This window comes from Acinetobacter sp. Ac_5812, assembly GCF_013072695.1.
In the GTDB taxonomy this organism is placed as follows: Bacteria; Pseudomonadota; Gammaproteobacteria; order Pseudomonadales; family Moraxellaceae; genus Acinetobacter.
Window position 1 is genome coordinate 17,627 of record NZ_LXUK01000009.1, and the last position, 26,210, is coordinate 43,836.

A 26,210-nucleotide genomic window follows, 5' to 3' on the forward strand; every position below is an offset into this window, starting at 1 on the left:
CATGCGCTTGTTTTCAAAATTATGCATCATCGTTTGTAGTAGTAGCATTCTATTATTAACTGGTTGCCAACATTTAAGTCAGCCAAATAAAGTGATTGCATCACCACAAGTTCAAGATGAAAATAATTTTAGCTTACAAGGTAAAATCGGTGTCCGCACACCACAACAATCAGGCAGTGCTTTTTTCACATGGGTTCAACAACAGGATCAGTTTGATATTGAACTCACAGGAATTTTAGGGGTTGGTAAAACCCAGATCGAAGGTAAACCGGGTGAAGTGACATTAAACAGTGCCAAAACAGGTCTGATTACCGCTGAAACACCTGAAGAATTACTTGAGAAAGCAACCGGTTGGCAAGCACCAATTATGCATCTCGCTTATTGGGTACAAGCTAAACCCGCGACTCAAAATGCGCAAATCAGCAAAGATGAAAGCAATCGCCTCAAGCAACTGGTTGAAGATGGCTGGACGGTTGATTTTAGCTATAACGACGCGCAAACCCTTCCCAATAAACTTTTATTGAAGCAAGCACTTGCCGATAACAAAGAAAACCGTATTACAATGGTGATTCAAAACCGATGATTTAGATTGTTTTTATGATTAGAGTGCCTTCCCCTGCTAAATTGAACTTGTTTCTGCATATTACAGGTCGTCGTGACAATGGTTATCATGAATTACAGACTATTTTTCAACTGATTGATCTATATGACTGGGTGACTTTTGAGCAAACCCCAGAACAAGTCATTCAAATTAAAGGTTTAAGCGAAGTCAAGCTCGAACAAAATTTAATCTACCGTGCTGCACAATTATTACGTCCACATGCAAAAAAACCATGTGGGTTAAATATAAGCATTAAAAAAAATATTCCGATGGGTGCCGGTCTTGGTGGTGGTTCATCCAATGCAGCAACGACACTGATTGTGCTGAATCAGCTCTGGCAATGCGGTTTAAATGAACAAAAATTGGCCGAGTATGCGGTGCAATTGGGTGCAGACGTTCCGATCTTTGTTTTAGGTCGTAATGCATGGGCCGAAGGCATCGGTGAACATTTATCATTCATAGACTTAGCTCAAAAAAAATTCATAATTTTAAAACCTGACTGTTTTATCAGCACTCAACAGCTTTTTTCACAAAAAACATTGACAAGAGATTCTAAGATCACTACATTTTGCGCCTATCAGTTACAACCTTCTAATTTTGGAAATAACTTTGAACCTCTGGCTCGACAGTTATACCCCGAAGTAGATGAAGCGATGCAATATTTAGATCAATTTGGTCTAGCAAAGCTTACAGGTACAGGTGCTTGTGTTTTTACTGAAGTAACCGATGAAATGGATATAGAGCAAATTTTGCAAAACGCGCCTTGTAAAGCTTACTTGGTTAACAGTTTAGTAGAATCACCTCTAAGACATTTTGAAGTTACCTGTTAGGGGCGTCGCCAAGTGGTAAGGCACCGGGTTTTGATCTCGGCATCCGTTGGTTCGAATCCAGCCGCCCCTGCCAATTTTCATCTGTAGATACATGTAATATTTAGGGGCGTCGCCAAGTGGTAAGGCACCGGGTTTTGATCTCGGCATCCGTTGGTTCGAATCCAGCCGCCCCTGCCATTACATAGTATCGAATTTAGGGGCGTCGCCAAGTGGTAAGGCACCGGGTTTTGATCTCGGCATCCGTTGGTTCGAATCCAGCCGCCCCTGCCATCCAAATTCATTATAAGCCAACCGCCAAGGGTGCTTCATGCCCAATCTTGTCGTTTTTAGTGGAAGTGCTCATCCACATTTCGCTCAAAAAGTCGTAAGCCATTTACATATTCCATTAGGTGCTGCTTCTGTTAGCAAGTTCTCTGATGGTGAAATTTCAGTTGAAATTACTGAGAATGTCCGTGGTAAAGACGTTTTTGTCGTCCAGTCTACTTGTGCCCCTACCAATGATAACCTGATGGAAATCTTGGTGATGGCTGATGCTTTGCGTCGTGCAAGTGCTGGTCGTATCACTGCTGTCATTCCTTACTTTGGTTATGCTCGCCAAGATCGTCGTCCACGCTCTGCTCGTGTACCGATTACAGCGAAAGTTGTTGCAGACATGCTGACAACTGTTGGTATTGACCGTGTAGTAATGATTGACTTGCACGCAGACCAAATTCAAGGTTTCTTCGATATCCCAGTTGATAACATCTATGGTACGCCAGCATTACTCGCTGACCTACGCCAGCAACAACACCACAATCTTGTGGTTGTTTCACCTGACGTTGGTGGTGTAGTTCGTGCCCGTGCTGTTGCGAAACAAATGGGTGATATCGATTTAGCTATCATTGATAAACGTCGCCAAAAAGCAAATGAATCACAAGTGATGCATTTGATTGGTGATGTTAAAGATCGCGACTGTGTGATCGTCGATGACATGGTAGATACAGCAGGTACGCTTTGCAAAGCGGCCGATGCACTCAAACAATTTGGTGCGCGTCGTGTTGTTGCTTATGCAACTCACCCTGTTTTATCTGGCAAAGCCATTGATAACCTTCGTAACTCTGTCATTGATGAATTGGTTGTTACTGACACCATTCCTCTTTCAGATGAAGCACTAAGCTTAGGCAAAATTCGCCAAGTTTCTGTTGCTAGCATGGTTGCTGAAACAATTCGTCGTATCAATAACGAAGAATCTATTAGCGCAATGTTCGATAGTTATCTATAATAGCCCAGCTTTTTTTCTTAAACCCTAGCTCGCTAGGGTTTTTCTATCACTAAACTGGTCGCAAGTTTAGTTACTCAAACTCAATGAGGATATGCCCATGGCAAACTTCGTATTAAACGCTCAAGCACGTGAAGTAGCACAACAAGGGAAAGGTTCGAGCCGCCGCCTTCGCCACGCTGCTCAAATCCCAGCAATCATCTATGGTGGTAGCGCTGAGCCTGTAGCCGTTACTTTAGAGCTTCGTGAAATCGTTAAAGCTTTAGAAAACAACGCTTTCTTCGAAGAAGTTATCGAAATCAAAATCGGTGACAAAGTTGAAAACGTTAAAATCCAAGCGTTACAACGCCACCCTGCTAAAAACACGCCTATGCACGCTGACTTCAAACGCGCATAAGTGTTAAAGGCGTAAATTAGTGTCAAATATTTCGCTAATTGTTGGTTTGGGCAATCCTGGAAAGGAATATGCCCAAACCCGCCATAATGCAGGTTTCTGGTTCGTTGAACAGCTTGCAAATCGTTATGGCATTTCTTTAAAAGCTGATCCAAAGTTCCATGGATACAGTGGTCGTGGCCAAATCGAAGGTCATGATGTCCGTTTATTACTTCCTACCACTTTTATGAACCGTTCTGGTCAAAGTGTTGTCCCTTTCGCTAAATTTTATCAAGTTGCACCTGAAGCAATCCTGATTGCGCATGATGAACTGGATATGAATCCTGGCATTATTCGCTTGAAAACAGGTGGCGGACACGGTGGACACAATGGTCTCCGCGATATCGTCCCGCATATCGGTGCTAATTTCCATCGTCTACGTATTGGAATTGGTCATCCGGGTGCCAAAGAACGCGTTTCTGGTCATGTGCTTGGTAAAGCACCTAGCAGTGAACAAGGCTTAATGGATGCAGCCATTGACCATGCTCTATCTCAAGTGAAAATGCTTGTTGATGGACAAGTGTCACAGGCAATGAATCAAATTAACGCTTACAAACCCGCTTAAACTGAATTGTTGATCAATCCCGCTTGCCATATTGCATTTTTAAGCGCAAAATGCGCATCAAACCGCCTATAGCCCGCGGAAAACGTGACAAGTCAACCATAAGATAATCATCTTAGGTCTTACTCAGGAGACGCTAGCCATGCTATCTCGTTTATTAAAATGTAAAATTCACCGTGCAGTTGTGACTCATGCAGAGCTTCATTATGAAGGTTCTTGTGCAATTGATGGCGTATTAATGGACTTAGCAGGGATTCGTGAATACGAAGAAATCCACGTATGGAACGTCACTAACGGCAAACGTTTCACCACTTATGCAATCCGTGGTGAAGATGACTCAGGTATTATTTCAGTGAATGGTGGCGCAGCCCATCAAGCTGATGTTGGTGATTTAGTGATTATTGCAACTTTCGGCGATTTTACCGAAGTCGAAGCCAATCTTCACAAACCACGTTTAGTTTATGCAAACCCAGACAATACAGTAAACCACACTGCAAACTGTATTCCTGTACAAATTGCATAAGCCCTATAAAGATTCTCAAAAAGCCATTCCCTTGCGCCGCTTCAGTCGCGGCTCATGGCTTTTTTATTGTACGAACACAGCCCGTTTATACTCTGGGACAAAATACAAAAACACTGAAAAATAAGGCCAAGTTTTACGCAAGCAAACTTGTAAAACAGCAGCAAAATTTGTTCAATAAAAAGACAATAACGATAATTTGAACAATATGGATATTACTCACCTTCTTAGCAAAGTTAGTCTCTTTGCTGACTCAGATCACAGCGCCCTAGAAAGCTTGGTGCCTCACTGTCATATTCGTCATTTGCAAACAGGACAGCAGCTTTATTGTGCACATGATATTGCCGATTATGTGTATATTGTTGCTTATGGTCGGGTCAAACTTACCACTTCGACAGGCTTACTGACTTATTTTGGTCGCCACGATATTGTTGGCGAAACAGGGGTCATTTCCAATCAACCTCATCAAGGAACAGTCAATGCAGTCCGTGACACTGCTCTACTCGGTATTCCACAACAACAATTTCTAGATTTTATTCACCAACACCCCAAAGTGTTATTTGCTTTATCTCGACTCATCATTCACCGCTCGCAACCCGAATTACAACATTGTCATGCAATGGGACACAGTCGCACACTTTCAGTGATTCCTGTATCCGCGCATATCCCTGCCACACATCTGGCAGAAAAACTGACCGAGCACTTACAACGTTGGCCTCAAGTTCGTTTAGTCACTGCTGCACATATTGATGCCTTGTTTGGTTCAGGATTTAGTCAGACCCCTTTAGACTACAGTAGTGAAGATTTAAAACTACGCCAATGGCTGGCCAATTTAGAAGAAAAACACTGTTATGTACTCTATGCTGCGGATTGCAGTGATGATGAGTGGTCGAAACGCTGTTTACATCAAGCTGATCGAATATTAATTTTGGCGGAGGCCAACCAAACACCCACTCAAACCAGACTATCAGATGTATTGAATCAGCATGATTGGCAAAGTCCGATTGAATTGGTTTTACTGCGTTCCGAAGGAGACCCTTCCCCGCATACATTGATTTGGAAACAGCTCTATCACGCCCGCGCCCACTACTTTATTCACCCTTGGGCACAGGCCGATATCTGTGCCGTCGCTCGTCAGATCTCCAGCCAAGGGGTGGGCTTGGTGCTGGGTGGTGGTGGCGCACGTGGCTTTGCGCATATTGGTTTAATTCGTGCACTTGAACAACTACATATCCCAATTGATATTGTTGGGGGCACCAGTATGGGGGCATTTGTGGCAGCGCTGGTCGCCTGTGGTTTTGATAGTGTGGAAATGACCCATATTGCTTATGAAACTTTTGTCGCACGTAATTATCTCAATGATTACACCATGCCACGGGTTTCACTGATTCGTGGACAACGTTTCCATACCCGATTACAGGCCATCTTTGGAAGTCGCAGAATTGAGGAGCTCAGACAGACCTATTACTGTATTTCCACCAATCTCACCACAGGTCAAGCGGTGATTCATGATCAAGGTGAACTGGCGACTTGGGTCGGAACCAGCATGAGTGTGCCTGGTGTTGCTCCACCTGTCGCTTGGCATGAAAACCTGCTCTGTGATGGCGGTGTAATTAACAATCTCCCCACAGATGTCATGCAAAACCTAGAGCGAGGCACCATTATTGCTAGCAATGTCAGCTTGCATGACGATATTCGAGTCCCAGGGATTGGTTTAGAAGAACCAGATCAAAGTGCATTATTGAACTGGAATAAAATCATCAAAGATAAGCTTCTACATGCACCACGTCTGGCAGAGATTTTAATGCGCACCGCCACCCTTGCGAGTGATACCATGATACAAACAGCAGCAATTGAACGCGCCAATTTACATATCCGCATGCCCATTGAAGGTATTGGTATGTTTGACTGGCATAAATTAGATGAACTCATCGAACGTGGCTATGAGCATGCTCTAGAAACCTTATTGCCAATTCGAGAAACCTTGCCTAGTGCTTAAGCCGAATGAATCTGATAACGATCCAATAGACTATCTAAATATTGATAGGTTTCAGGATCTAATTGCTGCATATAACCATCTAGAATACGATGACATAGTTGCTGCTTGTCGATTGGCATACGTCGCATAATGTCGAAAGTAACTTCCCATTGTGAGCGTAATAATGATGCATAGGCAATATGATGCAAGACTTGCTCATCGATTTGGGCAATTGCTGTGGCAACGACCTCTCTTGCCTCATCTTGCATATAATTCACAATGACCAGCATATCGGTCCATAAATCACAACGATCAGCTGCCTCTACAATACTCCGAATAATCTCTACGCGTCTTAATGTCGGTAAATTAGCAACAAAGCTCTGTGCTTGCGCCGACAAACAAGCCACTACAGGCAACATGTCTTCCCATAATTGGTCTTCCTGTGTGGCTTGAATAATCGCATTCACGACGGATTCCCCTTGCTGAACCGCCAAATCACCAAGCTCCTGCTTAAGTCCATAACTGATATAACTCATTAAAGCCAAAACTTTAGGCCATACCAGCCGCTGAGCTGGATCACCCACAATCAATAAGGCTTGCTCAATGCGCTGCTTGGGCAAAACATGGACTAAATGATCGATTTGCTCGCGGGACTCAATATAAAAAGCAATTTCCAATAGATCGCTTTCACTTTCAACGACCTGTGCAACATCTTGTAAAACGGCATCAGATAACATACTCACAAAACGACCAATTGTCACAAAGTCCCGCTGCTCTAATAGAACTTGAGTAATGTCGGTAATTTGATGTGTAGTGAGATAACCAAGTAGTTCTCTTGCCAATCGAGGATCTAAATAAACAGCAATTGCAGCTATGGTTTTTGCAGGTAAATGCTTCGCTATTCGATAAGAATTTTCTGTAGATAAATACACTGCAATCTGGGCGACAATAAAGGGTTCTAAAAAGTGTTTAACTATAAAAACACTCACCCAACGTGGTAACCAGCTCACCCATGCTGCTAGGTAACGGAAACGCTTTTTCTGACGATTTTGTAGTCGCTCTAATATCGCAAACCGAAACTGTCTAAGGTTTTCAGGGGCCAAAGACTGCATGAACTCTAATTCTTGCTCTGATACTTGCAAAATGCGAGCGAGCTTAATCAGCTCTGCCTGTACTGCCAATCGAGTCATGCTATTCCCTCATTTTATTTTTTCGAAACAGCCAACGAAGAAAAAAAGGTGTTTGGTACACACTACGATTCATTTTCTGATCTTCATTTTTGATGGCCTGCTGTAATTGTTGATTGAGCCAAGCCAAATCATGATTAGAAAGTTGTGAGAATGACTGAAGACTCATCACAGGCCGTCGTAATTGTTGTGCCAATCGTTCTAATTCTGTCTTCTCTGCTTGCTCCATTTATCGTGTCCTTAAATTATTGTTGTTTTATCTTTCGAGTGTATGCTCAATTTAAATCCATTACCAGCTTCACAGATCGATAGAAAAACTAGAGCGACTTCTCAGCAATTTTTTTCATTTTTATAGAACGATTCATTCTATAAAAAGTTGCCTTTTCTCATAAAAATCCGACTATAATCAAAGTACATCGCTTCAGGGCGGGGTGAAATTCCCCACCGGTGGTAAGTTAGGCATTGCAATCAAATGACCTAATCAGCCCACGAGCCTGTATATATTTTTTATATACTCGCAGATTTGGTGAGAGACCAAAGCCGACGGTATAGTCCGGATGAAAGAAGACGAAACCACTGAAACACGCTTTTTGCGTTGTTTTTGTGCACGCTTATTTTTTACATCAGTCCTGAAATGTTCAACCGTATCCTACTTACGAGAGCGTTTCATTATGTCAAGTTTAATCCAACCCGAACTTTTCTTTTCAGCACTTTCCCCTGCTGAACAACGCATTCAACAAGCTTTAGAAGATATCCGCCAAGGCAAACCTGTATTGGTGATGGATGATTTTGATCGTGAAAACGAAGCTGACCTGATTATTGCTGCTGAAACCTTAACTGTCGAAACCATGGCACAAATGATTCGTGATGGTTCAGGTATTGTTTGCTTATGCTTAACAGAAGCCTTGGCCGATCATTTAGAACTTCCACCCATGGTAGTCGACAATTCTAGTCAGTTTAAAACCGCATTTACCGTGACCATTGAAGCGGCACAAGGCGTGACCACAGGCGTGTCTGCCAAAGACCGTGTCACCACTGTTTTGGCAGCCACCAAAGATGGCGCTATGGCGAGTGATCTCAGTCGTCCAGGTCATGTATTCCCTTTACGTGCACGCGATGGTGGTGTTTTAAGCCGTCGTGGTCATACTGAAGGAACTATAGATTTGGCACGTTTGGCAGGTTTAAAGCCATCTGGAGTGCTGTGTGAGTTGACCAATCCTGATGGCTCAATGGCTTCAGGGATTCAAGTGCTTGCTTATGCACAAACACATAACTTGACTGTGATCAGCATCGAAGAACTGGTGCAATACCGCTTAAAACATAATGTCTGATTAGATATAGAAAAGCCTCGAATTATCGAGGCTTTTTACAATTCGCTTTATGAAACTTTCCGCTCTGCATTCAATTCAGCAACAGCTTCAATCAACTGACTAAATTGCGAAATTTGGGTCACAGGTTGTGCTTGAGCCAACTCTTCTGCCGTGCCATAACCATAATTCACAGCAATGGTTTCAATGCCATTGGCACGCGCACCGATGATGTCGTATTGACGATCCCCCACCATAATACATTGCTGTGCATCTAACTGCTGTTGTTCAAGAATATAAGCGATTAAATCCGCTTTATTGGTTCTCTCACCAGTCAATTCACTGCCATACATTTCGGTAAAATACTGGGCTAAATCAAAATGAATCAAAATTTGCTTCGCATAAACCGTAGGTTTTGCTGTCGCCAAAAATAAAACATAGCCTTGTGATTGCAATTGTTGCAAAGTCTCAGCGACTGAAGGATAAACTTCATTTTCAAATAAGCCTGTCACCGAGAACCGCTCACGATAAGCCTGCAATGCCTGCTCAGCCAAATCGTCATCTTGAGTATTGAGTAATTTTGCCAGAGATGCTTTCAATGGTGGGCCAATAGTCCAATCCAAATTCATGTCATTTGCCAAAGGTTGAGCTAATTTTTCCAAAGCAAAACGAATTGAACCATGAATTCCAGTTTTAGGATCGGTTAAGGTTCCATCTAAATCGATGAGAATATTTTTGATCGTCATTCGCTCAATCTCTTACAGTCTTACACAACGCAGTCGAGAGTTTCTCGAAACTCCCCTATACTACCGTAGATTACAGAATAAAAGGAAATTGCAGTGCGTCCGACCGTACTTTGTTTTTCAGGGCTAGATCCATCTGGTGGTGCTGGCTTACAAGCAGATATTGAAGCAATTGGGCAAAGTGGTGCGCATGCTGCGATTGCATGTACCGCGCTGACGATTCAGAACTCACAGCAAGTGTTTGGTTTTGAAGCAACTCCAAAAGCATTATTACTCGCACAAGCAAATGCGGTGGTGGATGACTTACCAATTAAATGTGTAAAGTCAGGCATGTTAGGCACGACCGAAAATATTGCTGCATTGGCCGAGTTTTTACGTGAACATCCAGATTATCTCTATGTGCTCGATCCTGTTTTAGTGGCAAATAGTGGCGGCTCATTGGGCGATCAAGCAACACTGGTTAAAGCATTTGTTGAGCTGATCCCATTAGCAACAGTGATTACTCCTAATACCGTTGAGTTAAGAGCCTTAACAGGTCTGGATGATATTGAACAAGCCACACAAAAATTGTTTGAAATGGGTGCAAAAGCAGTATTGGTTAAAGGTGGTCATGAAGATACCCCAGATCATATCCGCAATGTGCTCTATGCCAATGGCAAAATGCTTGCAGAAAGTCAGTGCCCGCGTTTAGAAGGTCAATATCATGGTTCAGGCTGCTCGTTGGCAAGTTTCATTGCTGGACGTTTGGCGCTGGGTGACTCACTGAAAATTGCCGTTCAGCATGCTGAAACGTGGTTATTTGGGGTGTTAAAACAGGCTGAAACCCCTGTGCCGAATGGGCAAAAGATTCCAAAACGCTTTCAAAATATCTAGTAATCAATAAAATCTTCTGTAAAAGTTCAATAAAAAAGGCGCAATCAGCGCCTTTTTTAACATCCACAATTTACTGCGGAATACGCAGTACTTGACCTGGGAAAATATCATCTGCATTTTTAAGCAATGGACGATTGGCTTCAAAAATTTTATTGTACTGGTTTGGATCACCATAATACTCTTTTGAAATCTTCGATAGGTTGTCACCTGATTTCACGGTATAAAACTTACTTTCTGGCTCAGGTGTTTCCACGGTAAGTTGATCATCAACTTGCGCAACATGATCAATATTTCCGACAGCAAGGACAATCTTTTCTTTATCTGCTTGGGTTTTAACCTGCCCTTTAATCGTTGCTGTATCGGTATTGCCATTATATGTGACCGATAAACCATCAATCGGAAGACCTAAACTTTTAATCAAACCTAATAATTTATTCGCAATCTCTTGAGCTGATGGTTCAGCTGGCGTTGCTGGTGCTGCTTGCGGTTCAGCTGGTGCTGTATTTTTCTTACCAATACCTTTAACAAAATCAAAAAGACCCATTGTTATTTCCTCTGTAATTATTAATGCATAATAGTCAAAATAGACCTACATCTAGTTATACAGAAAAAATAAAACACTCGAGTTTCAATTTAACGCGGTCTTGTAAATATATGTATATTCGTTAGAACTTAATGAAAAACATTCTGTTGCAAAACATGCAAACACAAAAAAGCCACCTTGCGGTGGCTTTTGATCATGCAAGATGATTAACCAAGTTTCTTAGTTACGTAATCGATTGCAGATTGAACAGTTGTGATTTCATTTGAATCTTCATCTGGAATCGTGATGTCAAAATCATTTTCAAAAGACATTACAAGTTCAACCAAATCTAAAGAGTCAGCACCTAAGTCATCCATGAAAGATGCTTCGTTTTTAATCTCTTCAGCACGCATACCTAATTGTTCAGCTACTGCTTGTTTGATGCGTTGTTCGATATCGCTCACAGGAATTCTCCTCATTGCTTGTGGCGTTTTAATTTGCCACTAGTTTAATTGAATATAAGATTTTTTAAAAGTTTATACATCGCCACTTAGGCCATGTATAGACCACCATTTACGTGTAAAACTGTACCAGTAATGTAACTAGCCTTATCGCTCGCCAAGAAACTCACTGCATTTGCAATATCTTGAGGTTCACCTAGACGATTTAAAGCGACTTGATCAGTCATTTTTTTACGAATATCTTCGCTTAACTGATCAGTCATTTCAGTGGCAATGAAACCAGGTGCAACACTGTTCACTGTAATCTGACGACTACCCATCTCTTTGGCTAAGCTACGACTGAATGCTTCAATCCCTGCTTTTGCTGCTGAGTAGTTCGCTTGCCCAGGGTTGGCAAAATGCGCAACCACTGAACTAATATTAATAATGCGGCCAAAGCGTGCTTTGGTCATGCCTTTCAATACACGCTTAGACAAACGGTAAACCGCTTTCAGATGAATATTGAGAATGTCATCCCAATCATCTTCTGACATACGCAGCAGCAAGTTGTCTTTGGTAATACCTGCATTGTTGACCAATACCAACACCGAACCATATTTTTGCTCGATATCTGAAACCAGTGCATCAATCGCTTCGCCATTGCGAACATCAAGTACAGCACCTGTCCCGTGTTCAGCAAAACTTTCTGTCAGCATTTGCGCGCCTGCTTCAGAAGTTGCGGTACCAACCACAAAAAAACCGTCTTGAATGAGTTGCTGTGCAATCGCTGCGCCAATGCCTCGGCTTGCTCCTGTCACTAACGCAACTTTTCGTTGTTGTGTCATGCAATTTTTCCTTCTGCCACTAACACTGCGTTTAGGGCATCTTCCATACGTGCTTTGCTATCTAGGGCAAATGCTTTTTCTATGTTCGGTAATCGCTTAGCAAGATTACTCAGTACCGTACCTGGACCACATTCAACCACATACTGGATACCCTGATCTTGCAGATATTGCATCGTACGCGTCCATTGTACTGATTGGTACAATTGAGCCGTTAACGCCTGACGTAATTGAGCAACATCTGTCGCGATTTCCGCGTTGACATTTTGTATTACAGGAAGGCATGGTAGCTCAATGGCAGTTTGTTCCAAAGCTTCGGCAAACTTTTCCGCAGCTGGTTTCATTAATGTGCAATGAGATGGTACAGAAACAGGCAATGCAATTGCTTTCCCTGATTGTTCTTTTGCTTCTGCCATGACCTGCTGAACCAATGCTGTACTACCCGCGATTACGACTTGGCCTTGCGCATTATAATTTGCCGCTTCAACTGAACCTTGACCTGTAGCAGAAGCATTTTGACAAAGCTCGACCACTTTCTCATCAGCCAAACCGAGAATTGCAGCCATTGCACCTTCACCTGAAGGAACAGCACTCTGCATCAGTTTGCCACGTAAATGAACCAGTTTAACTGCATCAGCCAAGCTCATTGCTTCCGCTGCAACAAGCGCACTGTACTCTCCCAAAGAGTGTCCAGCCAAGTATTTCGGCACAATACCACCCAGCTCTAACCATACACGCCATAGCGCGATACTTGCGGTCAGTAATACGGGTTGGGTATTTTCAGTTTGGTCCAAGCCTTCACCGGTTTGGGCAATCTGCCAAAGGTCAAAACCTAGTGCAGCTGATGCCTCAGCAAATGTATCTTGAACGACACTAAACTGCTCTGCAAGTTCAGCCAGCATACCTGCTTTTTGAGAACCCTGACCAGGAAAAACAAATGCTGTTTTTGTTGCTTGAGCAGCCTGCTCAAGTCGTTTAGTCGACATATAAAAATCCTTAAATTAGTCTACCGCCAATTTTATCAATACTCATAATTCTACATGAGAATGACAATAGACTCTTTAGCGATGCGGCAATTTAACACTGATTAATTCTTTTTATAATTGCGAAAAACAACAAAAAAGGGAGCTTTCGCTCCCATTTTTTCTATACTTTAAGCTAACGCTTAATGCATATAGTTCAATTATTCAGCATCAGCTGCTTTAGCGAATAATTGACGACCACGGTAAATACCGTCTTTAGTCACGTGGTGACGACGATGAGTTTCACCAGTAGTTTGGTCTACAGATAATGCATTCTCGGTTAAAGCGTCATGTGAACGGCGCATGTCACGGCGAGAGCGACTTTTACGGTTTTGCTGAACGGCCATGATGGCTCCTTACAAAGATCGAAAAAATGGATCAGAACAAATTCAGTTGTCTTAACTCAACATTATAACATAAATTATGAGTTAAGTTTACCCTTCAGACCTGCCAAAACATCAAACGGGTTATCCCGTTTCTCTTCGACAACATCTGGAGTGGCAGGTTGATGCTTATGCTCACAAGCATCATGCTTAGGAGATAAAGGCATCAACAATAACAGCTCATCTTCTAATAGTGCGAGCAAATCTATCACTGCAGGTGCATCAAAATCACCTTTTTTTGAAGATTCACTTTCACCTAGAACGATGAAATCAGCATCCTCATCCAATCGCTCTATCAGTGACTCATCATCAATCAAAGCTAAATGAAAGTCTGAAACCAATTCAATTTCAACGGCTTCCAAACAACGTTGGCACACCATTGGAACTTTTGCTTCAGTATGTCCATCTAACCATACAATACGATGATAGATATCCATTGATAGCTTACAGTCTATGTTGATCAATTGATCATCAATTGAACCAACAGCTTCTCGAGCAATACGAGCAAAGCGAGACAATGGCAGTGTTCCTGACCATGTAAAGCCCTGTTCAGCCCATTTAAATGGCTCGATTTGGCTTGGAAAAGTATTTGCTGACATAATTAAGGCGGCAATTCTACAAATTCATCGGTACTCTGTCAAAGATTAAGATACAATTTTGTACTTCTTTAGACAGAACTCGGGGTAAATTAAGCAATGTACCTGTTGCAGCCGCAACTTGAAGTAACATCTTCATTACTTGTTAGCACCCATTCAACCTCTGTTCCTGTGTTAGCGCTAGATCAAGTGCAACGTTCATCTTGGCAAAAGTTAACAACAGAACCAGAACAGGTCGATTGGCTTATTTTACACTTTAATCACTGGTTTTCCCACCATAATGTCACACTTGTTAAAGGTGATTTTGAACCAGAATATTTCCCAGCCACTTCTGAGCAGCCTGCAAAGATCCAATTTGCCCATGGTTTTTTCAATAGTGCCCTCCATGAAATCAGCCATTGGAGCATTGCTGGCGAGCAACGCCGCCTACTTTCCGACCTTGGCTATTGGTATGCGCCTGATGGACGAAGTTCAGAACAACAGGCCCTGTTTGAGCAAGTTGAAATTAAACCTCAAGCCATAGAATGGCTATTTGCGACTGCCTTTGGTCGGAAATTTCGTGTATCACTGGATAACTTAACGGGTGATGGCGGTAATGGAGATCAATTTAAAGATCATGTCTTTGCGCAAGTACAACGTTATTTTTCTGGCGAAGCAAAATTACCCCGCGATGCCACACATTTCATTCATTATATCTGTGTGTCTACCCGCAATGGAACACCATTACAACTCGATGAATTTAAACGTGAATACCTTGATTAAGTGACAAAATTATCACATCTAAGACTTGCAACATGCCCCTAACAAGTTTCATACTGAATTTAGCCGTATAAATCAGGGAGTTAAAATAATGTTGCATTTACATATTCATCCTGAAAATCCACAGGCTCGCTTAATTACACAAGCAGTAGAACGTATTCGTGCTGGTGATGTTGTGGTCTATCCAACAGATGCTGCCTATGCGATCGGTTGTCAAATCGGAAATAAGAGTGCAATGGAACGGATTGCACAAATTCGTGGTCTGGGACCAAAGCACCAGTATGCGATTATGTGTTGTGATTTATCCGATATTGCGACCTATGCCAAAGTCGATAACGCGATGTATCGTCTATTAAAAAATAATACGCCAGCGGTTACGACTTTTATTTTGCCAGCGACCAGCGAAGTACCAAAACGTTTAATGCATCCGAAGAAAAAAACCATTGGTCTGCGTATTCCAAGTAATCCCGTTGCGCAGGCTTTATTAAAAGAACTCGGTGAACCGCTGTTAACCAGTACCCTGATTTTGCCTGATCAAAAAGATCCATTGGATGACCCCTTTGATATTGAAAACCAGTTGGGTAAACGGATTGATGTATTTATTGATAGTGGTTTCGGAACTTTATCCACCACCAGTATTGTGGATTTATCTGGAGAAAACCCTGAAATCGTGCGTCGTGGTGTCGGTGATGTCAGTGCTTTTGAGTAACCAATAAAAACTTACCTATTTTATCTCCCCCCGTTAAACTTTATGGTTTTGGTTGATCTAAAACCATAAAAACACCTTATTTATTAAAGCTAACCGTGCTTTTGCTGATAAAAAACACCCCTAATAGGACAAAAAATAACGCAGGTAGCATTAAAATAGTGATTTTCTCATTTAAGAATAAAGCACCTAGTAATAAACCGACAATTGGAACAAGATAGTTCGTTGTTGCAGTAAATACAGAGCCCACTTGAGAGATCAAATAATACATGAGTAACAGTGCGCCGGCTGTAGAGATTAGCGCTAAACCCATCATTGCTCCCACAGCTTGTAGATTAAAATTAGTACTCCAATCCTGAGTTAGGATCATAAACGGCAAACTAATCATTGCTGAAATTGATAAAACATAAGCATTGGTTATTGCTGGTTTAACACTTCCTAACTGTCGCGTTCTATAAACGGAATATCCATAAAAAATTGCAGACAGAAAAACCGCCAAATGCCCTTTGGCATTTTCTCCCCCATATTTCAAAATATCTTGAAAAGAAAGCAAAAAAATTCCTAAAAAACCAAAGATAAAACCTAAGTAGACTTGCCTATTGAAACGAATTTTTTCTTTACCGAAATATTCAAAGAGAGCGACAAATAATGGAATTAATGCCATATATACAGCTTCAATCCCACTTGCAATATACTGAAGCGCCCACGCGATCAGTGAAAATGGAATAACGGTTGAAGTAAATGCCAATGTAATAAAAATTTTCTTATGCGCCTTCCACACAGTCCAATAAGAATGTGTGCTATAAAAAACATATGGAACAATTACCATTGCCGCAAGAAAGAGTCTAAAAAAAACAATACTGGCTGTAGAAAAAGAGTAATCTGCTATTTTCATGAATAAAAATGCAGAACCTTGCATAATGCCCAAAAGTAACAAGAACAAAAAAAACTTTAATTTCATTCCAACTCCTTATGAAAAAAGAGATCGGATTAAATAATCGATCTCTTCTAAAGTTTTAGTCTCGGAAAGCATATGTTTCGTGAGTAACCTCACGATTAATGTCTCTAGCACGTTCCCATGCCATGTTTACAATAATTCGAGTTGCATCTTGCTCTAAGGGGGTCACTCTATGTAACGTTGTATCTGATTTTAATAAATAAATATCACCAGTTTCATAATAATAATTTTTCACAGGATTCCGTAATAAATGTTCTTTAATCCTTGCATTTTTCTTATTCCAATATGTATGAGGAATGCACTCTAATATTCCCCCATACTCTAAAGACGGCGCTTCAACAATCCAAATCATACTATAAGGGTAGTCTCCCCCAATGAAATCCATGTGTATCTCCTACTTTATGTTGACAATTAATAATGAATTTCTCAAATTCCCACGGATTCGGAATAATTTCTTCCTTAGCTAATTTACCCATAAATTTAATTAAACTTTCTGAGTGATAAACTGCTGGGATTACTTCACCATATTCAGCAATATCAACTTGACGTACATTACTCATAAAACGAGGCGTATTCCCTGTTGACTCCATATGGAGATCACGCCTTTTTGCATACTTTCCAAGCAGTTCTCGAACTTCAGCATAAAATAATTCTTTTACACTTACAGGAATCAGATGACTAACTTTTAAATATCCATCTCTAAGAAATGATTGTGCGGCCCAAAAAACCTCATCATTAGTCATGAATTTCTCTTCAAGATGTAAAGAAATTTCATCTTCAATAAATTGTTTTAAATTTTCCATAATTTTAAATTCACTATTTAGAGAATCTTGAAATTAGCAAAAAAATAATAACCACAATCAAAAAATAACAAAAAATAAACTTAAAAATCAATATCTTGTCCCAAAATGTAAGTAACATTAAATCCATCACAAAAAGATAAAATAGTTATCTTCTTAAATCCTTATAAATCAAAATCATTTAAAACTAATGCTTACTGACTGTGGTTTCAGAGCTCTATCAACCGCCAATATCGCGGATTTATCTGGAGAAAACCTTGAAATTGTGCGTCGTGGTATAGGTCATGTCAGTGCTTTTGAGTAGTTCAATTGCTATTGATTACTGCACAGATGCAGCATGTTCGCTGGGAGCACTTTGCGCTGCTGGTACAGTACTTGGGATAAAGGTGACTTCTTCCGTATCTTCAATTACATCACCTTGTTTAGCATCCCGTATTTTATGGAAGTTTGGGCATTCTGAGATTCTTTGTTGAAAGGAAAATAGTTCTTTCCCAAACTTATCTTTAATCGTCAAATAAAAAGTTACTCTATCCTGTTCAAAAACATTCAGCATAGCCAACCGTGGTGTAGCTTCCATAGCAGTCAACCCATTTAATTGGCTACACCAAGACTTTTTAAATGCTTGTTTATCTAACAGTTCAGGAATCGGAACAGCATCAACCAAAAAGTTTTGATAAATACGAATGTTGGGATATTGATTTAGAAAATCAATTTGTAGACCTTGTGGTTGTCTAGATGAAATTTCCTTTTTTGTCTCATCTGTCCAAGTCGTTTTTAAATATTCTCTCGCTTCCTTTTCATATTTATATGATTGATATTTAGGATAAATCACTTGCCAAAATATCACCAACACCCCAAATACAATAAGGATGTTTTTCATTCAAAGTTAGCCCTAGATAACAATGGATTTAAAAGTTTACAATCTAAAAACCTACGAACTGGAGATTAAATTAAATCTAGGCAATACTCAGTTTTAACACTTGAAATTCAGGACATTGTGAAAGTACTTGCTTGTGTTCCATCAAAACATTCCCTAAACGATTTTTAACAATATAGGTCATCACGACATTATCGTGCTCAATCACACTCACAACAGCTTTAGTCTTATCTTTATATTTATTATCTTGCTGAGGTAATTGAGAAAAATATCCACATGCTAGCTTCTGACTATTTTCAAGCAATTTAGGTTTAATGAAAGCTTCAGCCTCTTGAGGAAGATCCTGAGTAAAATTCATATAAAAGAAAATATTAGGATACTGATTTAAAATATCACTTTTGATCGGTAAATCTTTAGAAGCACTTTGCATCTCAGGAGTAATAGCAAGATTTTTTAAACTATTTCTTTCTTGTTCCTCAAATTCATATTGCCAATATTTTTCAGTACCAAAATATAATGCTGCAATAATTGCTACCCCACCTACAACAAACTTAAAATTCATTTTGTATTTCTCGCTTAATATTTAATTTTATAATTCATGAGTTCACACTCACTTAATGATCGAGCTATTATTTATAAATATTTATTAAATTCAACAAAATAAGATAGAAATAAATCAAAAAAATCTTATTTTCCGATGACTAGAAAATCCATGGTAGCTTTATGATGAATTATTTAAAAAAGAGATGAGCGAATTTTAATAATCGCTCATTAGCCTTCAAAAAAGTCAGACAATCGCTGTTTTTGAAAACCTTGCGCATCAAAATTATCCGGACTGAGCCATTGCTGATACATTTCTTCTAAATCAGGCCATTCTTCATCAATGATTGAAAACCATGCGGTATTACGGTTATGCCCTTTAGTCATCCGATCTTGACGAAATAAACCTTCATACTGAAACCCAAAACGTAAAGCTGCGGCTTTAGAAGGTGCATTACAATCATCACATTTCCATTCAACTCGTCTAAATCCGTATGCAAAGCATTGTTGCAATAATAGGAATATCACTTCAGTTGAGGCTTTGGATTTCTTCATTTTATGCGAAAAATAAACATTGCCTATTTCAATAGCACCCTGCTCTAACCTCGGGTTTAACAAAGCAATCCAACCTTGGATCGTGCCATCAATTTCAATTAAAAAATGAGCCGAACCTTTAAAACCAAATAAATTTTGCAAATCTTGTTTCAGTGAAACTTGGCTTTGTGGTGCTGCATAAGGCAAATACGTCCAACAGGCTGCATTTTCTTCCGTTGCAACAGCATCCCAAATTTGATTCGCAGCCTGATCAGAGATTTCACCTGAAATATGAATCAATTTGACCGATTGCCCATCTAGATTATGTTTAATCGGTTGGTTAGGTTGATGATCGATGGCAAAGCCGACAGTTTGCCCAAATTGATTCTGTTGTGTTTTTAAATAATGTTTCATCGTGATTTATAATAGAAAGAATGGTTTTCGTTGCTAATTTAAGCATAAGTTTTTTCTATGACCTATGTAATCTTGCATAAATACAGAAAATACCCTGAGAACTTTAAGGTTTTTGTAAGTAGGTAATTTATTAAATTGGCAATTTCGATTAGAATAGAGCTGCTCTTGTAGCATGTGCCTTTCTTTGCACAAAAAATTATATCTTTCATGCTTTTGAAAATTCGCGTGGCTTATAACGGTAATGAACCAAATTCTCCCCCAAACTTTGGAGTCCACTCCTTCCATTCGCGTGCTTGACGAGTGGCAGGAAGTCATACCTGAAGATTTGTATATCCCGCCTGCCGCGTTTGAAATTTTGCTGGAACAATTTGAAGGCCCGCTAGACTTTCTGATTTACCTGATTCAAAAAAATGGCTTTGATTTATTACAGGTCGATATCTCTCCGATTGCCACTCAATATCTGTCCTATATGGATAGTATGAAATCGCTGAATATTGAGCTGACGGCTGATTATATGGTGATGGCCGCATTGCTTGCGGATTTAAAATCACGCTTACTTTTACCCAAACCAGCTGCTGTTGATCAATTCGAGAAAGATCCAAAACAAGAATTAATTGATCGTTTGGAAACTTATCTACGTATTAAGCAGGCTGCGGAACGATTGGGACAGATGCCAATCTTCGAGCGTGATACTTTTAGCACCAATGTCAGTATTGGGCACATCGCTCCGATTTATGAAGGCTATGATGTTGCCGCCTTACATGATGCTTTATTTTGTGTATTTAACCGCCCTGAACCCATCACCCACGTGGTGGCGCAAGAGCCTGTGTTATTAGAAGAACGTATTGCCTTTATTGAAAGCCAGCTCGCATCAGGTGAGGCATTGAGTTTTATTGAATTATTAAATCCCATGCAAGGTCGTATGGGGATGGTGGTTACATTTATGGCGGTGCTTGAACTGACACGTCAACAAAGAATTCAGATTATCCATACAGGCATTGAAGCTCCTTTAACCATTCAAGGAGTGAGTGCATGAGTTTAGATCAATTTGAGCAAAATGAAGGCATGTCGTTTGAGGACATTCATCATGAAGTATTATTGCAAATTGAAGCGATTTTATTTGCCAGTGACTCCCCAGTTTCGCTTGCACGTCTAAAAGAAGCCTTTCAAAACCAATATAATAAGCAGCAATTACGCACATTTTTACAACAACTGGCGATGCTACAGCATGGTCGTTCAATCGAATTAATTGAAACGGCGCAAGGTTTTCGCTTTCAAGTACGTGCAAAATATCGAAATGTTATTGCACAGGTTTGGCCAGAGCGCCCAACCAAGTTGTCACCCTCATTACTCGAAACTGTCGCAGTGATTGCTTACCATCAACCCGTCACACGTGCCGATATTGAGCAGATTCGTGGTGTATCCAACAATAGCCAGAATTTAAGAACGCTTTTTGACTGGAACTGGATTAAAGAAGCTGGTTTCAGAGATTTACCCGGAAGACCTGCGTTGTTAGTCACAACGCCCCAATTTTTAAATGCATTTGGTTTAGCTTCGCTAGGTCAATTGCCTCCCCTACAGAACGCCAAGGAAGCATTCATGACACTCGACGCACATGCGCCGAAGTCCTGAGAAAGGTGAACTGTTGATCATTATGTCTAAGGTTGTGCTGTCATGAGTGAAAAATTACAAAAGGTTTTAGCGAGAGTCGGGTTAGGCTCGCGTCGCTATATGGAGGAAGTCATTGCTGCTGGTCGTGTCAGTATCAATGGTAGTATTGCCCAAGTTGGCGAACGTATTGAACCAGGTGATGAACTTCGTATCGATGGTCGTAAAGTACAATTCCAAATTGAAGATGAAATTCGCCGTCGCGTATTAATTTACTATAAACCAGAAGGTGAAATCTGTTCACGTAATGACCCTGAAAAGCGTCCTACGGTATTTGATCATTTACCTCAAATTGCCAACGACCGTTGGGTCATGGTGGGTCGTCTGGATATTAACAGTACTGGCTTATTGTTATTCACCAATGATGGAGAGCTTGCCAACCGTTTAATGCACCCTTCAAACGAAGTTGAGCGTGAATATGCTGTTCGCGTGATGGGTGAAGTCACCCCACAAATTCGCAATAACATGCTGAAAGGTGTTGAGCTTGAAGATGGTCCAGCCAAGTTTGAATCATTCTCAGAAATTGGTGGTGATGGTATTAACCGTTGGTATCAAGTGGTGGTTAAAGAAGGTCGTAACCGCGAAGTTCGTCGTATCTTTGAATCACAAAGCTTAAAAGTTAGCCGCTTATTACGTACTCGTTACGGCACGGTAATTTTACCACGCGAGTTACGTACGGGTCGTTGGATGGAATTGGATAAAAGCGATATCGATAACTTGGCAAAATCAGTTGAGTTAAAACCACGTCAAGGCACAGGTTTATTCGGTATGGCAAAACGTCGTACTGAACGTATGTCTGAAAAGCCGATGGCGGCACGTCGTGGTGGTTACTTACGTCAGCAACGTCGTGATGATGAGCAACAAGATCAGCCACAACAACGCCCAAGTGGTAATAGCAACAACAGCAATAACCGTAAAACCATTGGTTTTAATAAAGGTTTTAAGAAGTTCTAATTCTTGATCCTAAAAATAAAAAAACGCTCTGATTAGAGCGTTTTTTTATTGGTTTTTAACCATGCTGCACAATACCTTGCGGGATCGCATTCAGCAGCTTTTTGGTATATTCATGTTGCGGATGTAGATATAGTTCATCTGAATTGGCAATTTCAACCAACTCGCCATGATTCATCACCATGACTTGATCAGAAATGTATTTCACGACAGATAAGTCATGTGAAATAAAGATATAGCTCAGACCAAACTCATCTTGTAGGTCCTGCAATAAATTCAGCACCTGCGCTTGTACCGACACATCCAGCGCAGAAACCGATTCATCACAAATCAAGATTTCTGGTTTTAAGGTCAAGCAACGTGCAATCGCAATCCGTTGCCGTTGTCCGCCAGAAAACTCATGCGGATAACGATCATAGGCTTGCACAGGCAAACTGACGCGCTCTAACAGCTCCAATGCCATCTTTTTACGCTCAGCATCATTTTGACCAATGCCATGAATTCGCATCGGTTCCAATAAAATCTGTCCGATGGTAAAGCGTGGATTGAGTGAAGCATAAGGGTTCTGGAAAATGATTTGAATTTTGCGTTGGTACTGACAAAACTCTTTCTCACTCATCGCTAGAATATCTTTTCCATCAATCAAGGCTTGTCCGCCCGTTGCTTCATGCAAACGCATCAACAGTAAACCAATGGTGGTTTTACCTGAACCCGACTCTCCAACGAGTCCCAAGGTTTTACCTTTCGCCAATTGAAAAGAGACACTTTTAACGGCCTGAAATTCATCTTGTCCCCACAAGCCCTTACGGCTATAAAAAGATTTTTTCAGGTCTTTGACCTCTAAAACAATTTGTTCTTCGCCAGTCAGACCACGCGCACGTTGTTTCAGGTTTAAATCAGATAGATTGGTGGCTTCGATCAGTTGTCCATTTTCGTCCTGCTTCATAAAATCACTGGTCACAGGCAAACGGTATGGACGTGTCGCCAGCTGTGGGCGACAATGCAGCAAAGCACGGGTATACACATCTTGTGGTTGTTCCAACACCTGTTCAACAGGGCCACTTTCCCGAATCTCACCATGACGCATCACAATCACTTCATCTGCGATTTCACCCACCAAGGCTAAATCATGGGTAATAAACAGCATCGACATTTCATGGCGCTGTCGTAATGACTCTAATAAATCAATGATCTGCTTTTGGATGGTGACATCTAAGGCTGTGGTCGGCTCATCGGCAATCAATAACTTCGGTTCACAGGCAATCGCCATCGCAATCATCACCCGTTGTTGCTGACCACCTGAAAGCTGACTCGGATAAGCATCGATCTTGGTTTCAGGTGCAGGAATACCGACTTCTTTCAGCAATTCAAGTACCCGTGCTCTGGCCTGCTTACGTCCCATACCTAAATGAATACATAACACTTCAGCAATTTGATCTCCCACTGTAAAGACAGGATTCAACGAGGACATCGGCTCCTGAAAAATCATGGCAATATCCTTACCACAAATTTTCCGAATCTCTTTGGCCGATAAGTTGAGTAAATCTTTACCTTCAAAGCAAATTTGACTCTGTTCGGCAATCTGGCTTTGCCCTTTTGGCAACAGCCCCATCACGGCCAAGGAAGTAACCGATTTGCCACTGCCCGACTCTCCAACCAGCGCTACAGTTTTATTTTTAGGAATTGAAAACGAAATCCCTTTGACTGTTTCGATCCACTGCTTATTTTCACCCTTAAAGCTGACACGGAGATCATCGACACGTAATAGCGTTGTTTCATTCTGATATTGCATTTTGTCTCTCCGCTATTTCAACTTAGGATCTAAAGCATCACGTAAGGCATCAGTAAACATCGAAAATGCAGTGACTAATACAGCCATTGCGATAGATGCAGCAGCCAATTGCCACCATTTACCTAAAATCAACTCACTTTGCGCCTCATTCAACATACTGCCCCAAGACACCACGCCAACAGGCACACCAAAACCAAGGAAGCTTAGAATCACTTCTGATTTAATGAATGACACCACCAAAATCGAAATCTGTACCAAAGCGATATGACTCACGTTTGGAAATATATGCACAAACATACGACGTAGATGACTGACGCCAATGGCCTTAGCTGCAAGGACATATTCGCGCGATTTATGTTTCATATATTCAGCACGAATCAGACGAAATACCCCAGTCCAACCCGTTAGACCTAAAATCAGGACTATTGATAGAATCCCCTTTTGTTGCAATACCGCCGCAATCGCTAACACCAACAGTAAATAAGGAATCGAGGTAAAAATGTTATAGAACCAGTTCAGAACATCATCGACCCAACCGCCAAAATATCCCGCAATTGCGCCAAGAAAAGTACCAATCACCACTGCCAATAAAGCGGATAACAAACCGACTAGAATTGAGGTTTCAGCACCTTTAATGGTTTTTAATAAGATATCTTGTCCCCATTTGTCTGCACCAAATGGCAATGTAGTTTTGAGCTCTTGTTTTTGATCGAGTAAATGCCCACCGAGTTGTTGATCAATCTGTTGCATATCCTCAGCTAGAGGATCAACCACGCCATAATTATCAATGACTGAACCACCTTGCTGTTCAGCCTGAATTTCCGCATTGAGTTGCTGAATCACATCTTTTAAGGGGTCTACTGGATTTTCAGGTAAAGCTTCCGTGCTTTCAGTAGTTGCCTTAATTTGATCAGACTCAGTATCCGCACCTAAAAAGGTCGGTGGCGCATAACTGACTGCAACTTCTTTATTCCAGTTAGAGGCAATTACCCCTGTCATGGATAAAGCGAGCAGGATGAAATAAAATAATACGATGACAAAAGATACCACAGCGATTCGATCTGACTTCAATCGATTCAAGGCCAAATGCCAGAGTCCTGTTGACGCAGAAGATTCATTTGAGGAAGCTTTGCCTTTAAAAATTGTACTGAGCATCGTCATCCTCCTATTTCAACTGCACACGAGGATCGAGGAGCTTATAAATCAGATCGGCGATCAAGTTAAAAATCATGGTGACCGCAGCGATATATACGGTGATGGCTTTAATCACAGGAAAATCACTGCGTTCAACGGCGATGATAATTTCCCGACCAATGCCCGGAATACCAAAGAAACGTTCAATCAGGAAAGCTCCGATCAACAAGGCGGGCAAACTGGCCATCACTTCGGTCACAATCGGAATTGAGGCATTCCGCAATACATGTACACCGAGTACCCGAGACTCCCCCACACCTTTGGCACGCGCAGTCCGCACATAATCTTGGTTAATTTCATCTAAGACGAAGCTGCGATATAAACGTAGCGTTGGAGCAATGCTGACCACCAACATGATTAAGATCGGCAACAAGGCATAATGGAATAGATTTTGGCTAAAGCTATCACTCCAACCTTGTACTGGGAACCAACTGAGTTGATAGGCCAAAACATATTGGAAGATGATGATATACACCAAGATACTGATCGACATGCCAATGGTACACAGCATCATCACCATACGATCGGTCAAGGAACCACGAACAGATGCAACCGCCAATGCCAAGATGATTGAAATCACGGTTTGCAAAATGGTCAGTGGAATCAATAAGGTCAATGATGGCCCTAAACGGGTCAGAATAATCTGTGAAACAGATTCGCCTGTACTCCAACTGGCACCGTAATCGAAAGTCAGGATCTGTTTAATAAAAATCCACAGCTGCACATAATAAGGTTGATCGACCCCTAACTGTTTACGGATGTTTTCAATTTGCTCGGGGTTGGACATTTTCCCTGCCAAGATATATGCAGGATCGCCCCCCACCCAGTTAAACAAGAAGAAAATCAGCAAAATGACACCCAACATGGTCGGGATCATTTGCCATAGTCTACGCACGACATAAGCAAGCATAATGGCAAA

32 protein-coding genes, 3 tRNA genes and 1 riboswitch are annotated in these 26,210 nt (G+C 41.1%); of the genes, 17 read left to right on the plus strand and 18 right to left on the minus strand.

All coding sequences use genetic code 11. The features are described 5' to 3' along the window. Nucleotide 1 precedes the first annotated feature (1 nt). From lolB to A7P55_RS07755, 10 genes are all read left to right on the plus strand, one after another. Nucleotides 2-583, plus strand: coding sequence for a lipoprotein insertase outer membrane protein LolB (lolB, locus tag A7P55_RS07710; protein WP_171551700.1), 582 nt, complete (start codon nt 2-4; stop codon nt 581-583). A gap of 14 nt (nt 584-597) precedes the next feature. Continuing rightward, a complete protein-coding gene (gene ispE, locus A7P55_RS07715) occupies nt 598-1,431 on the plus strand; it encodes a 4-(cytidine 5'-diphospho)-2-C-methyl-D-erythritol kinase (RefSeq protein ID WP_171551701.1) in 834 nt (277 codons plus the stop codon). Continuing rightward, nucleotides 1,430-1,504 (plus strand) — tRNA-Gln (locus A7P55_RS07720). The genes ispE and A7P55_RS07720 overlap by 2 nt, the downstream gene beginning before the upstream one ends. 29 nt (nt 1,505-1,533) lie before the next feature. Then, nucleotides 1,534-1,608, plus strand: a tRNA-Gln gene (locus A7P55_RS07725). Nucleotides 1,609-1,626: 18 nt separating this feature from the next. Continuing rightward, nucleotides 1,627-1,701 (plus strand) — tRNA-Gln (locus tag A7P55_RS07730). Between the two features lie 37 nt (nt 1,702-1,738). Then, complete coding sequence (locus A7P55_RS07735) at nt 1,739-2,692, plus strand: ribose-phosphate pyrophosphokinase (RefSeq protein ID WP_004804966.1); 954 nt, start codon at nt 1,739-1,741, stop codon at nt 2,690-2,692. 97 nt (nt 2,693-2,789) lie between these two features. After that, nucleotides 2,790-3,086: a 50S ribosomal protein L25 gene (gene rplY / locus A7P55_RS07740; protein ID WP_004663523.1), complete on the plus strand. Its 297-nt coding sequence runs from the start codon at nt 2,790-2,792 to the stop codon at nt 3,084-3,086. 19 nt (nt 3,087-3,105) lie between these two features. Beyond that, complete coding sequence (pth, locus tag A7P55_RS07745; RefSeq protein ID WP_171551702.1) at nt 3,106-3,687, plus strand: aminoacyl-tRNA hydrolase; 582 nt, start codon at nt 3,106-3,108, stop codon at nt 3,685-3,687. Between the two features lie 139 nt (nt 3,688-3,826). Next, a complete protein-coding gene (gene panD / locus A7P55_RS07750; RefSeq protein WP_004655255.1) occupies nt 3,827-4,207 on the plus strand; it encodes an aspartate 1-decarboxylase in 381 nt (126 codons plus the stop codon). A 205-nt stretch (nt 4,208-4,412) separates the two neighbouring features. Further along, nucleotides 4,413-6,203, plus strand: coding sequence for a patatin-like phospholipase family protein (locus A7P55_RS07755; RefSeq protein ID WP_171551703.1), 1,791 nt, complete (start codon nt 4,413-4,415; stop codon nt 6,201-6,203). Here A7P55_RS07755 and A7P55_RS07760 read toward each other — a convergent pair. Both A7P55_RS07760 and A7P55_RS07765 read right to left on the minus strand, forming a co-directional pair. Beyond that, complete coding sequence (locus tag A7P55_RS07760; protein WP_171551704.1) at nt 6,200-7,372, minus strand: hypothetical protein; 1,173 nt, start codon at nt 7,370-7,372, stop codon at nt 6,200-6,202. The two genes, A7P55_RS07755 and A7P55_RS07760, sit on opposite strands and share 4 nt — an antisense overlap. A gap of 1 nt (nt 7,373) precedes the next feature. Then, nucleotides 7,374-7,598, minus strand: coding sequence for a hypothetical protein (locus A7P55_RS07765; RefSeq protein ID WP_171551705.1), 225 nt, complete (start codon nt 7,596-7,598; stop codon nt 7,374-7,376). A 185-nt stretch (nt 7,599-7,783) separates the two neighbouring features. Then, nucleotides 7,784-7,942: riboswitch (FMN riboswitch) on the plus strand. A 98-nt stretch (nt 7,943-8,040) separates the two neighbouring features. On the opposite strand from A7P55_RS07765, the gene ribB reads away from it, so the two are divergent. Further along, nucleotides 8,041-8,700, plus strand: coding sequence for a 3,4-dihydroxy-2-butanone-4-phosphate synthase (gene ribB, locus A7P55_RS07770; RefSeq protein WP_171551706.1), 660 nt, complete (start codon nt 8,041-8,043; stop codon nt 8,698-8,700). Between the two features lie 47 nt (nt 8,701-8,747). On the opposite strand, the gene A7P55_RS07775 is transcribed toward ribB, so the two are convergent. Then, nucleotides 8,748-9,422, minus strand: coding sequence for an HAD-IA family hydrolase (locus A7P55_RS07775; protein WP_171551707.1), 675 nt, complete (start codon nt 9,420-9,422; stop codon nt 8,748-8,750). A gap of 93 nt (nt 9,423-9,515) precedes the next feature. On the opposite strand from A7P55_RS07775, the gene A7P55_RS07780 reads away from it, so the two are divergent. After that, on the plus strand, nt 9,516-10,292 hold the full coding sequence (locus A7P55_RS07780; protein WP_171551708.1) for a hydroxymethylpyrimidine/phosphomethylpyrimidine kinase: 777 nt from the start codon (nt 9,516-9,518) through the stop codon (nt 10,290-10,292). Nucleotides 10,293-10,362: 70 nt separating this feature from the next. Here the strand turns inward: A7P55_RS07780 and lysM are convergent, their stop codons facing one another. The 6 genes from lysM to A7P55_RS07810 all read right to left on the minus strand — a co-directional run bounded on the left by lysM (nt 10,363) and on the right by A7P55_RS07810 (nt 14,101). Continuing rightward, the gene (lysM, locus tag A7P55_RS07785; RefSeq protein ID WP_004804950.1) at nt 10,363-10,836 is read right to left on the minus strand and encodes a peptidoglycan-binding protein LysM; all 474 of its coding nucleotides are present in this window, start codon (nt 10,834-10,836) and stop codon (nt 10,363-10,365) included. Between the two features lie 206 nt (nt 10,837-11,042). After that, a complete protein-coding gene (gene acpP, locus A7P55_RS07790) occupies nt 11,043-11,279 on the minus strand; it encodes an acyl carrier protein (RefSeq protein ID WP_004655272.1) in 237 nt (78 codons plus the stop codon). Between the two features lie 86 nt (nt 11,280-11,365). Further along, nucleotides 11,366-12,100: a 3-oxoacyl-ACP reductase FabG gene (gene fabG, locus A7P55_RS07795; protein WP_171551709.1), complete on the minus strand. Its 735-nt coding sequence runs from the start codon at nt 12,098-12,100 to the stop codon at nt 11,366-11,368. After that, complete coding sequence (fabD, locus tag A7P55_RS07800) at nt 12,097-13,083, minus strand: ACP S-malonyltransferase (protein ID WP_171549429.1); 987 nt, start codon at nt 13,081-13,083, stop codon at nt 12,097-12,099. The genes fabG and fabD overlap by 4 nt, the downstream gene beginning before the upstream one ends. Nucleotides 13,084-13,280: 197 nt before the next feature. Beyond that, nucleotides 13,281-13,466, minus strand: a complete 186-nt coding sequence (rpmF, locus tag A7P55_RS07805; protein WP_004638135.1) for a 50S ribosomal protein L32 — start codon at nt 13,464-13,466, stop codon at nt 13,281-13,283. A 74-nt stretch (nt 13,467-13,540) separates the two neighbouring features. Beyond that, on the minus strand, nt 13,541-14,101 hold the full coding sequence (locus A7P55_RS07810) for a YceD family protein (RefSeq protein WP_004804944.1): 561 nt from the start codon (nt 14,099-14,101) through the stop codon (nt 13,541-13,543). Nucleotides 14,102-14,197: 96 nt separating this feature from the next. Here A7P55_RS07810 and A7P55_RS07815 point away from each other — a divergent pair, with 96 nt between their 5' ends. Further along, entirely contained in the window at nt 14,198-14,860 is a 663-nt protein-coding gene (locus A7P55_RS07815; RefSeq protein WP_216077997.1) for an elongation factor P hydroxylase, read from the plus strand. An 88-nt stretch (nt 14,861-14,948) separates the two neighbouring features. Continuing rightward, a complete protein-coding gene (locus A7P55_RS07820) occupies nt 14,949-15,566 on the plus strand; it encodes an L-threonylcarbamoyladenylate synthase (RefSeq protein ID WP_151716571.1) in 618 nt (205 codons plus the stop codon). 76 nt (nt 15,567-15,642) lie between these two features. Here the strand turns inward: A7P55_RS07820 and A7P55_RS07825 are convergent, their stop codons facing one another. The 6 genes from A7P55_RS07825 to A7P55_RS07850 all read right to left on the minus strand — a co-directional run bounded on the left by A7P55_RS07825 (nt 15,643) and on the right by A7P55_RS07850 (nt 19,686). Next, the gene (locus tag A7P55_RS07825; protein WP_171551710.1) at nt 15,643-16,524 is read right to left on the minus strand and encodes a DMT family transporter; all 882 of its coding nucleotides are present in this window, start codon (nt 16,522-16,524) and stop codon (nt 15,643-15,645) included. Nucleotides 16,525-16,579: 55 nt separating this feature from the next. Next, the gene (locus A7P55_RS07830) at nt 16,580-16,906 is read right to left on the minus strand and encodes a hypothetical protein (RefSeq protein ID WP_171551711.1); all 327 of its coding nucleotides are present in this window, start codon (nt 16,904-16,906) and stop codon (nt 16,580-16,582) included. Beyond that, nucleotides 16,875-17,324: a hypothetical protein gene (locus A7P55_RS07835; protein WP_171551712.1), complete on the minus strand. Its 450-nt coding sequence runs from the start codon at nt 17,322-17,324 to the stop codon at nt 16,875-16,877. The genes A7P55_RS07830 and A7P55_RS07835 overlap by 32 nt, the downstream gene beginning before the upstream one ends. Before the next feature lie 316 nt (nt 17,325-17,640). Continuing rightward, nucleotides 17,641-18,201 carry a hypothetical protein gene (locus A7P55_RS07840; RefSeq protein WP_171551713.1) on the minus strand — a complete coding sequence of 187 codons (561 nt, stop codon included), beginning with the start codon at nt 18,199-18,201 and terminating at the stop codon, nt 17,641-17,643. A 76-nt stretch (nt 18,202-18,277) separates the two neighbouring features. After that, nucleotides 18,278-18,760 carry a hypothetical protein gene (locus tag A7P55_RS07845; protein ID WP_171551714.1) on the minus strand — a complete coding sequence of 161 codons (483 nt, stop codon included), beginning with the start codon at nt 18,758-18,760 and terminating at the stop codon, nt 18,278-18,280. Between the two features lie 209 nt (nt 18,761-18,969). Next, nucleotides 18,970-19,686, minus strand: coding sequence for a GNAT family protein (locus tag A7P55_RS07850; protein ID WP_171551715.1), 717 nt, complete (start codon nt 19,684-19,686; stop codon nt 18,970-18,972). 241 nt (nt 19,687-19,927) lie between these two features. On the opposite strand from A7P55_RS07850, the gene A7P55_RS07855 reads away from it, so the two are divergent. From A7P55_RS07855 to rluB, 3 genes are read left to right on the plus strand one after another with little or no spacing between them, the layout of a single operon-like run. Beyond that, on the plus strand, nt 19,928-20,722 hold the full coding sequence (locus A7P55_RS07855) for a segregation/condensation protein A (protein WP_016541723.1): 795 nt from the start codon (nt 19,928-19,930) through the stop codon (nt 20,720-20,722). Further along, nucleotides 20,719-21,318, plus strand: a complete 600-nt coding sequence (scpB, locus tag A7P55_RS07860) for an SMC-Scp complex subunit ScpB (protein WP_171551716.1) — start codon at nt 20,719-20,721, stop codon at nt 21,316-21,318. Before A7P55_RS07855 ends, scpB begins: the two co-directional genes overlap by 4 nt. A 42-nt stretch (nt 21,319-21,360) precedes the next feature. Further along, a complete protein-coding gene (rluB, locus tag A7P55_RS07865) occupies nt 21,361-22,308 on the plus strand; it encodes a 23S rRNA pseudouridine(2605) synthase RluB (protein WP_171551717.1) in 948 nt (315 codons plus the stop codon). Nucleotides 22,309-22,363: 55 nt separating this feature from the next. On the opposite strand, the gene A7P55_RS07870 is transcribed toward rluB, so the two are convergent. Genes A7P55_RS07870 through A7P55_RS07880 form a run of 3 tightly spaced genes read right to left on the minus strand, consistent with a single transcriptional unit; the run spans nt 22,364 to nt 26,201 of the window. Further along, a complete protein-coding gene (locus A7P55_RS07870; protein ID WP_171551718.1) occupies nt 22,364-24,097 on the minus strand; it encodes an ABC transporter ATP-binding protein in 1,734 nt (577 codons plus the stop codon). A gap of 12 nt (nt 24,098-24,109) precedes the next feature. After that, nucleotides 24,110-25,252, minus strand: a complete 1,143-nt coding sequence (locus A7P55_RS07875) for an ABC transporter permease (RefSeq protein ID WP_171551719.1) — start codon at nt 25,250-25,252, stop codon at nt 24,110-24,112. A gap of 10 nt (nt 25,253-25,262) precedes the next feature. Further along, complete coding sequence (locus A7P55_RS07880) at nt 25,263-26,201, minus strand: ABC transporter permease (RefSeq protein ID WP_004804925.1); 939 nt, start codon at nt 26,199-26,201, stop codon at nt 25,263-25,265. Between the last annotated feature and the right edge of the window lie 9 nt (nt 26,202-26,210).

What these genes read in the sequence shown, in the direction of transcription:
- lolB (WP_171551700.1), top strand. Translation starts at nt 2, where the DNA reads ATGCGCTTGTTTTCAAAATTATGCATCATCGTTTGTAGTAGTAGCATT.
- ispE (WP_171551701.1), top strand. Translation starts at nt 598, where the DNA reads ATGATTAGAGTGCCTTCCCCTGCTAAATTGAACTTGTTTCTGCATATT.
- A7P55_RS07735 (WP_004804966.1), top strand. Translation starts at nt 1,739, where the DNA reads ATGCCCAATCTTGTCGTTTTTAGTGGAAGTGCTCATCCACATTTCGCT.
- rplY (WP_004663523.1), top strand. Translation starts at nt 2,790, where the DNA reads ATGGCAAACTTCGTATTAAACGCTCAAGCACGTGAAGTAGCACAACAA.
- panD (WP_004655255.1), top strand. Translation starts at nt 3,827, where the DNA reads ATGCTATCTCGTTTATTAAAATGTAAAATTCACCGTGCAGTTGTGACT.
- A7P55_RS07755 (WP_171551703.1), top strand. Translation starts at nt 4,413, where the DNA reads ATGGATATTACTCACCTTCTTAGCAAAGTTAGTCTCTTTGCTGACTCA.
- A7P55_RS07760 (WP_171551704.1), bottom strand. Translation starts at nt 7,372, where the DNA reads ATGACTCGATTGGCAGTACAGGCAGAGCTGATTAAGCTCGCTCGCATT.
- A7P55_RS07765 (WP_171551705.1), bottom strand. Translation starts at nt 7,598, where the DNA reads ATGGAGCAAGCAGAGAAGACAGAATTAGAACGATTGGCACAACAATTA.
- ribB (WP_171551706.1), top strand. Translation starts at nt 8,041, where the DNA reads ATGTCAAGTTTAATCCAACCCGAACTTTTCTTTTCAGCACTTTCCCCT.
- A7P55_RS07775 (WP_171551707.1), bottom strand. Translation starts at nt 9,422, where the DNA reads ATGACGATCAAAAATATTCTCATCGATTTAGATGGAACCTTAACCGAT.
- lysM (WP_004804950.1), bottom strand. Translation starts at nt 10,836, where the DNA reads ATGGGTCTTTTTGATTTTGTTAAAGGTATTGGTAAGAAAAATACAGCA.
- fabG (WP_171551709.1), bottom strand. Translation starts at nt 12,100, where the DNA reads ATGACACAACAACGAAAAGTTGCGTTAGTGACAGGAGCAAGCCGAGGC.
- fabD (WP_171549429.1), bottom strand. Translation starts at nt 13,083, where the DNA reads ATGTCGACTAAACGACTTGAGCAGGCTGCTCAAGCAACAAAAACAGCA.
- rpmF (WP_004638135.1), bottom strand. Translation starts at nt 13,466, where the DNA reads ATGGCCGTTCAGCAAAACCGTAAAAGTCGCTCTCGCCGTGACATGCGC.
- A7P55_RS07810 (WP_004804944.1), bottom strand. Translation starts at nt 14,101, where the DNA reads ATGTCAGCAAATACTTTTCCAAGCCAAATCGAGCCATTTAAATGGGCT.
- A7P55_RS07815 (WP_216077997.1), top strand. Translation starts at nt 14,198, where the DNA reads ATGTACCTGTTGCAGCCGCAACTTGAAGTAACATCTTCATTACTTGTT.
- A7P55_RS07820 (WP_151716571.1), top strand. Translation starts at nt 14,949, where the DNA reads ATGTTGCATTTACATATTCATCCTGAAAATCCACAGGCTCGCTTAATT.
- A7P55_RS07825 (WP_171551710.1), bottom strand. Translation starts at nt 16,524, where the DNA reads ATGAAATTAAAGTTTTTTTTGTTCTTGTTACTTTTGGGCATTATGCAA.
- A7P55_RS07830 (WP_171551711.1), bottom strand. Translation starts at nt 16,906, where the DNA reads ATGGATTTCATTGGGGGAGACTACCCTTATAGTATGATTTGGATTGTT.
- A7P55_RS07835 (WP_171551712.1), bottom strand. Translation starts at nt 17,324, where the DNA reads ATGGAAAATTTAAAACAATTTATTGAAGATGAAATTTCTTTACATCTT.
- A7P55_RS07840 (WP_171551713.1), bottom strand. Translation starts at nt 18,201, where the DNA reads ATGAAAAACATCCTTATTGTATTTGGGGTGTTGGTGATATTTTGGCAA.
- A7P55_RS07845 (WP_171551714.1), bottom strand. Translation starts at nt 18,760, where the DNA reads ATGAATTTTAAGTTTGTTGTAGGTGGGGTAGCAATTATTGCAGCATTA.
- A7P55_RS07850 (WP_171551715.1), bottom strand. Translation starts at nt 19,686, where the DNA reads ATGAAACATTATTTAAAAACACAACAGAATCAATTTGGGCAAACTGTC.
- A7P55_RS07855 (WP_016541723.1), top strand. Translation starts at nt 19,928, where the DNA reads ATGAACCAAATTCTCCCCCAAACTTTGGAGTCCACTCCTTCCATTCGC.
- scpB (WP_171551716.1), top strand. Translation starts at nt 20,719, where the DNA reads ATGAGTTTAGATCAATTTGAGCAAAATGAAGGCATGTCGTTTGAGGAC.
- rluB (WP_171551717.1), top strand. Translation starts at nt 21,361, where the DNA reads ATGAGTGAAAAATTACAAAAGGTTTTAGCGAGAGTCGGGTTAGGCTCG.
- A7P55_RS07870 (WP_171551718.1), bottom strand. Translation starts at nt 24,097, where the DNA reads ATGCAATATCAGAATGAAACAACGCTATTACGTGTCGATGATCTCCGT.
- A7P55_RS07875 (WP_171551719.1), bottom strand. Translation starts at nt 25,252, where the DNA reads ATGCTCAGTACAATTTTTAAAGGCAAAGCTTCCTCAAATGAATCTTCT.
- A7P55_RS07880 (WP_004804925.1), bottom strand. Translation starts at nt 26,201, where the DNA reads ATGCTTGCTTATGTCGTGCGTAGACTATGGCAAATGATCCCGACCATG.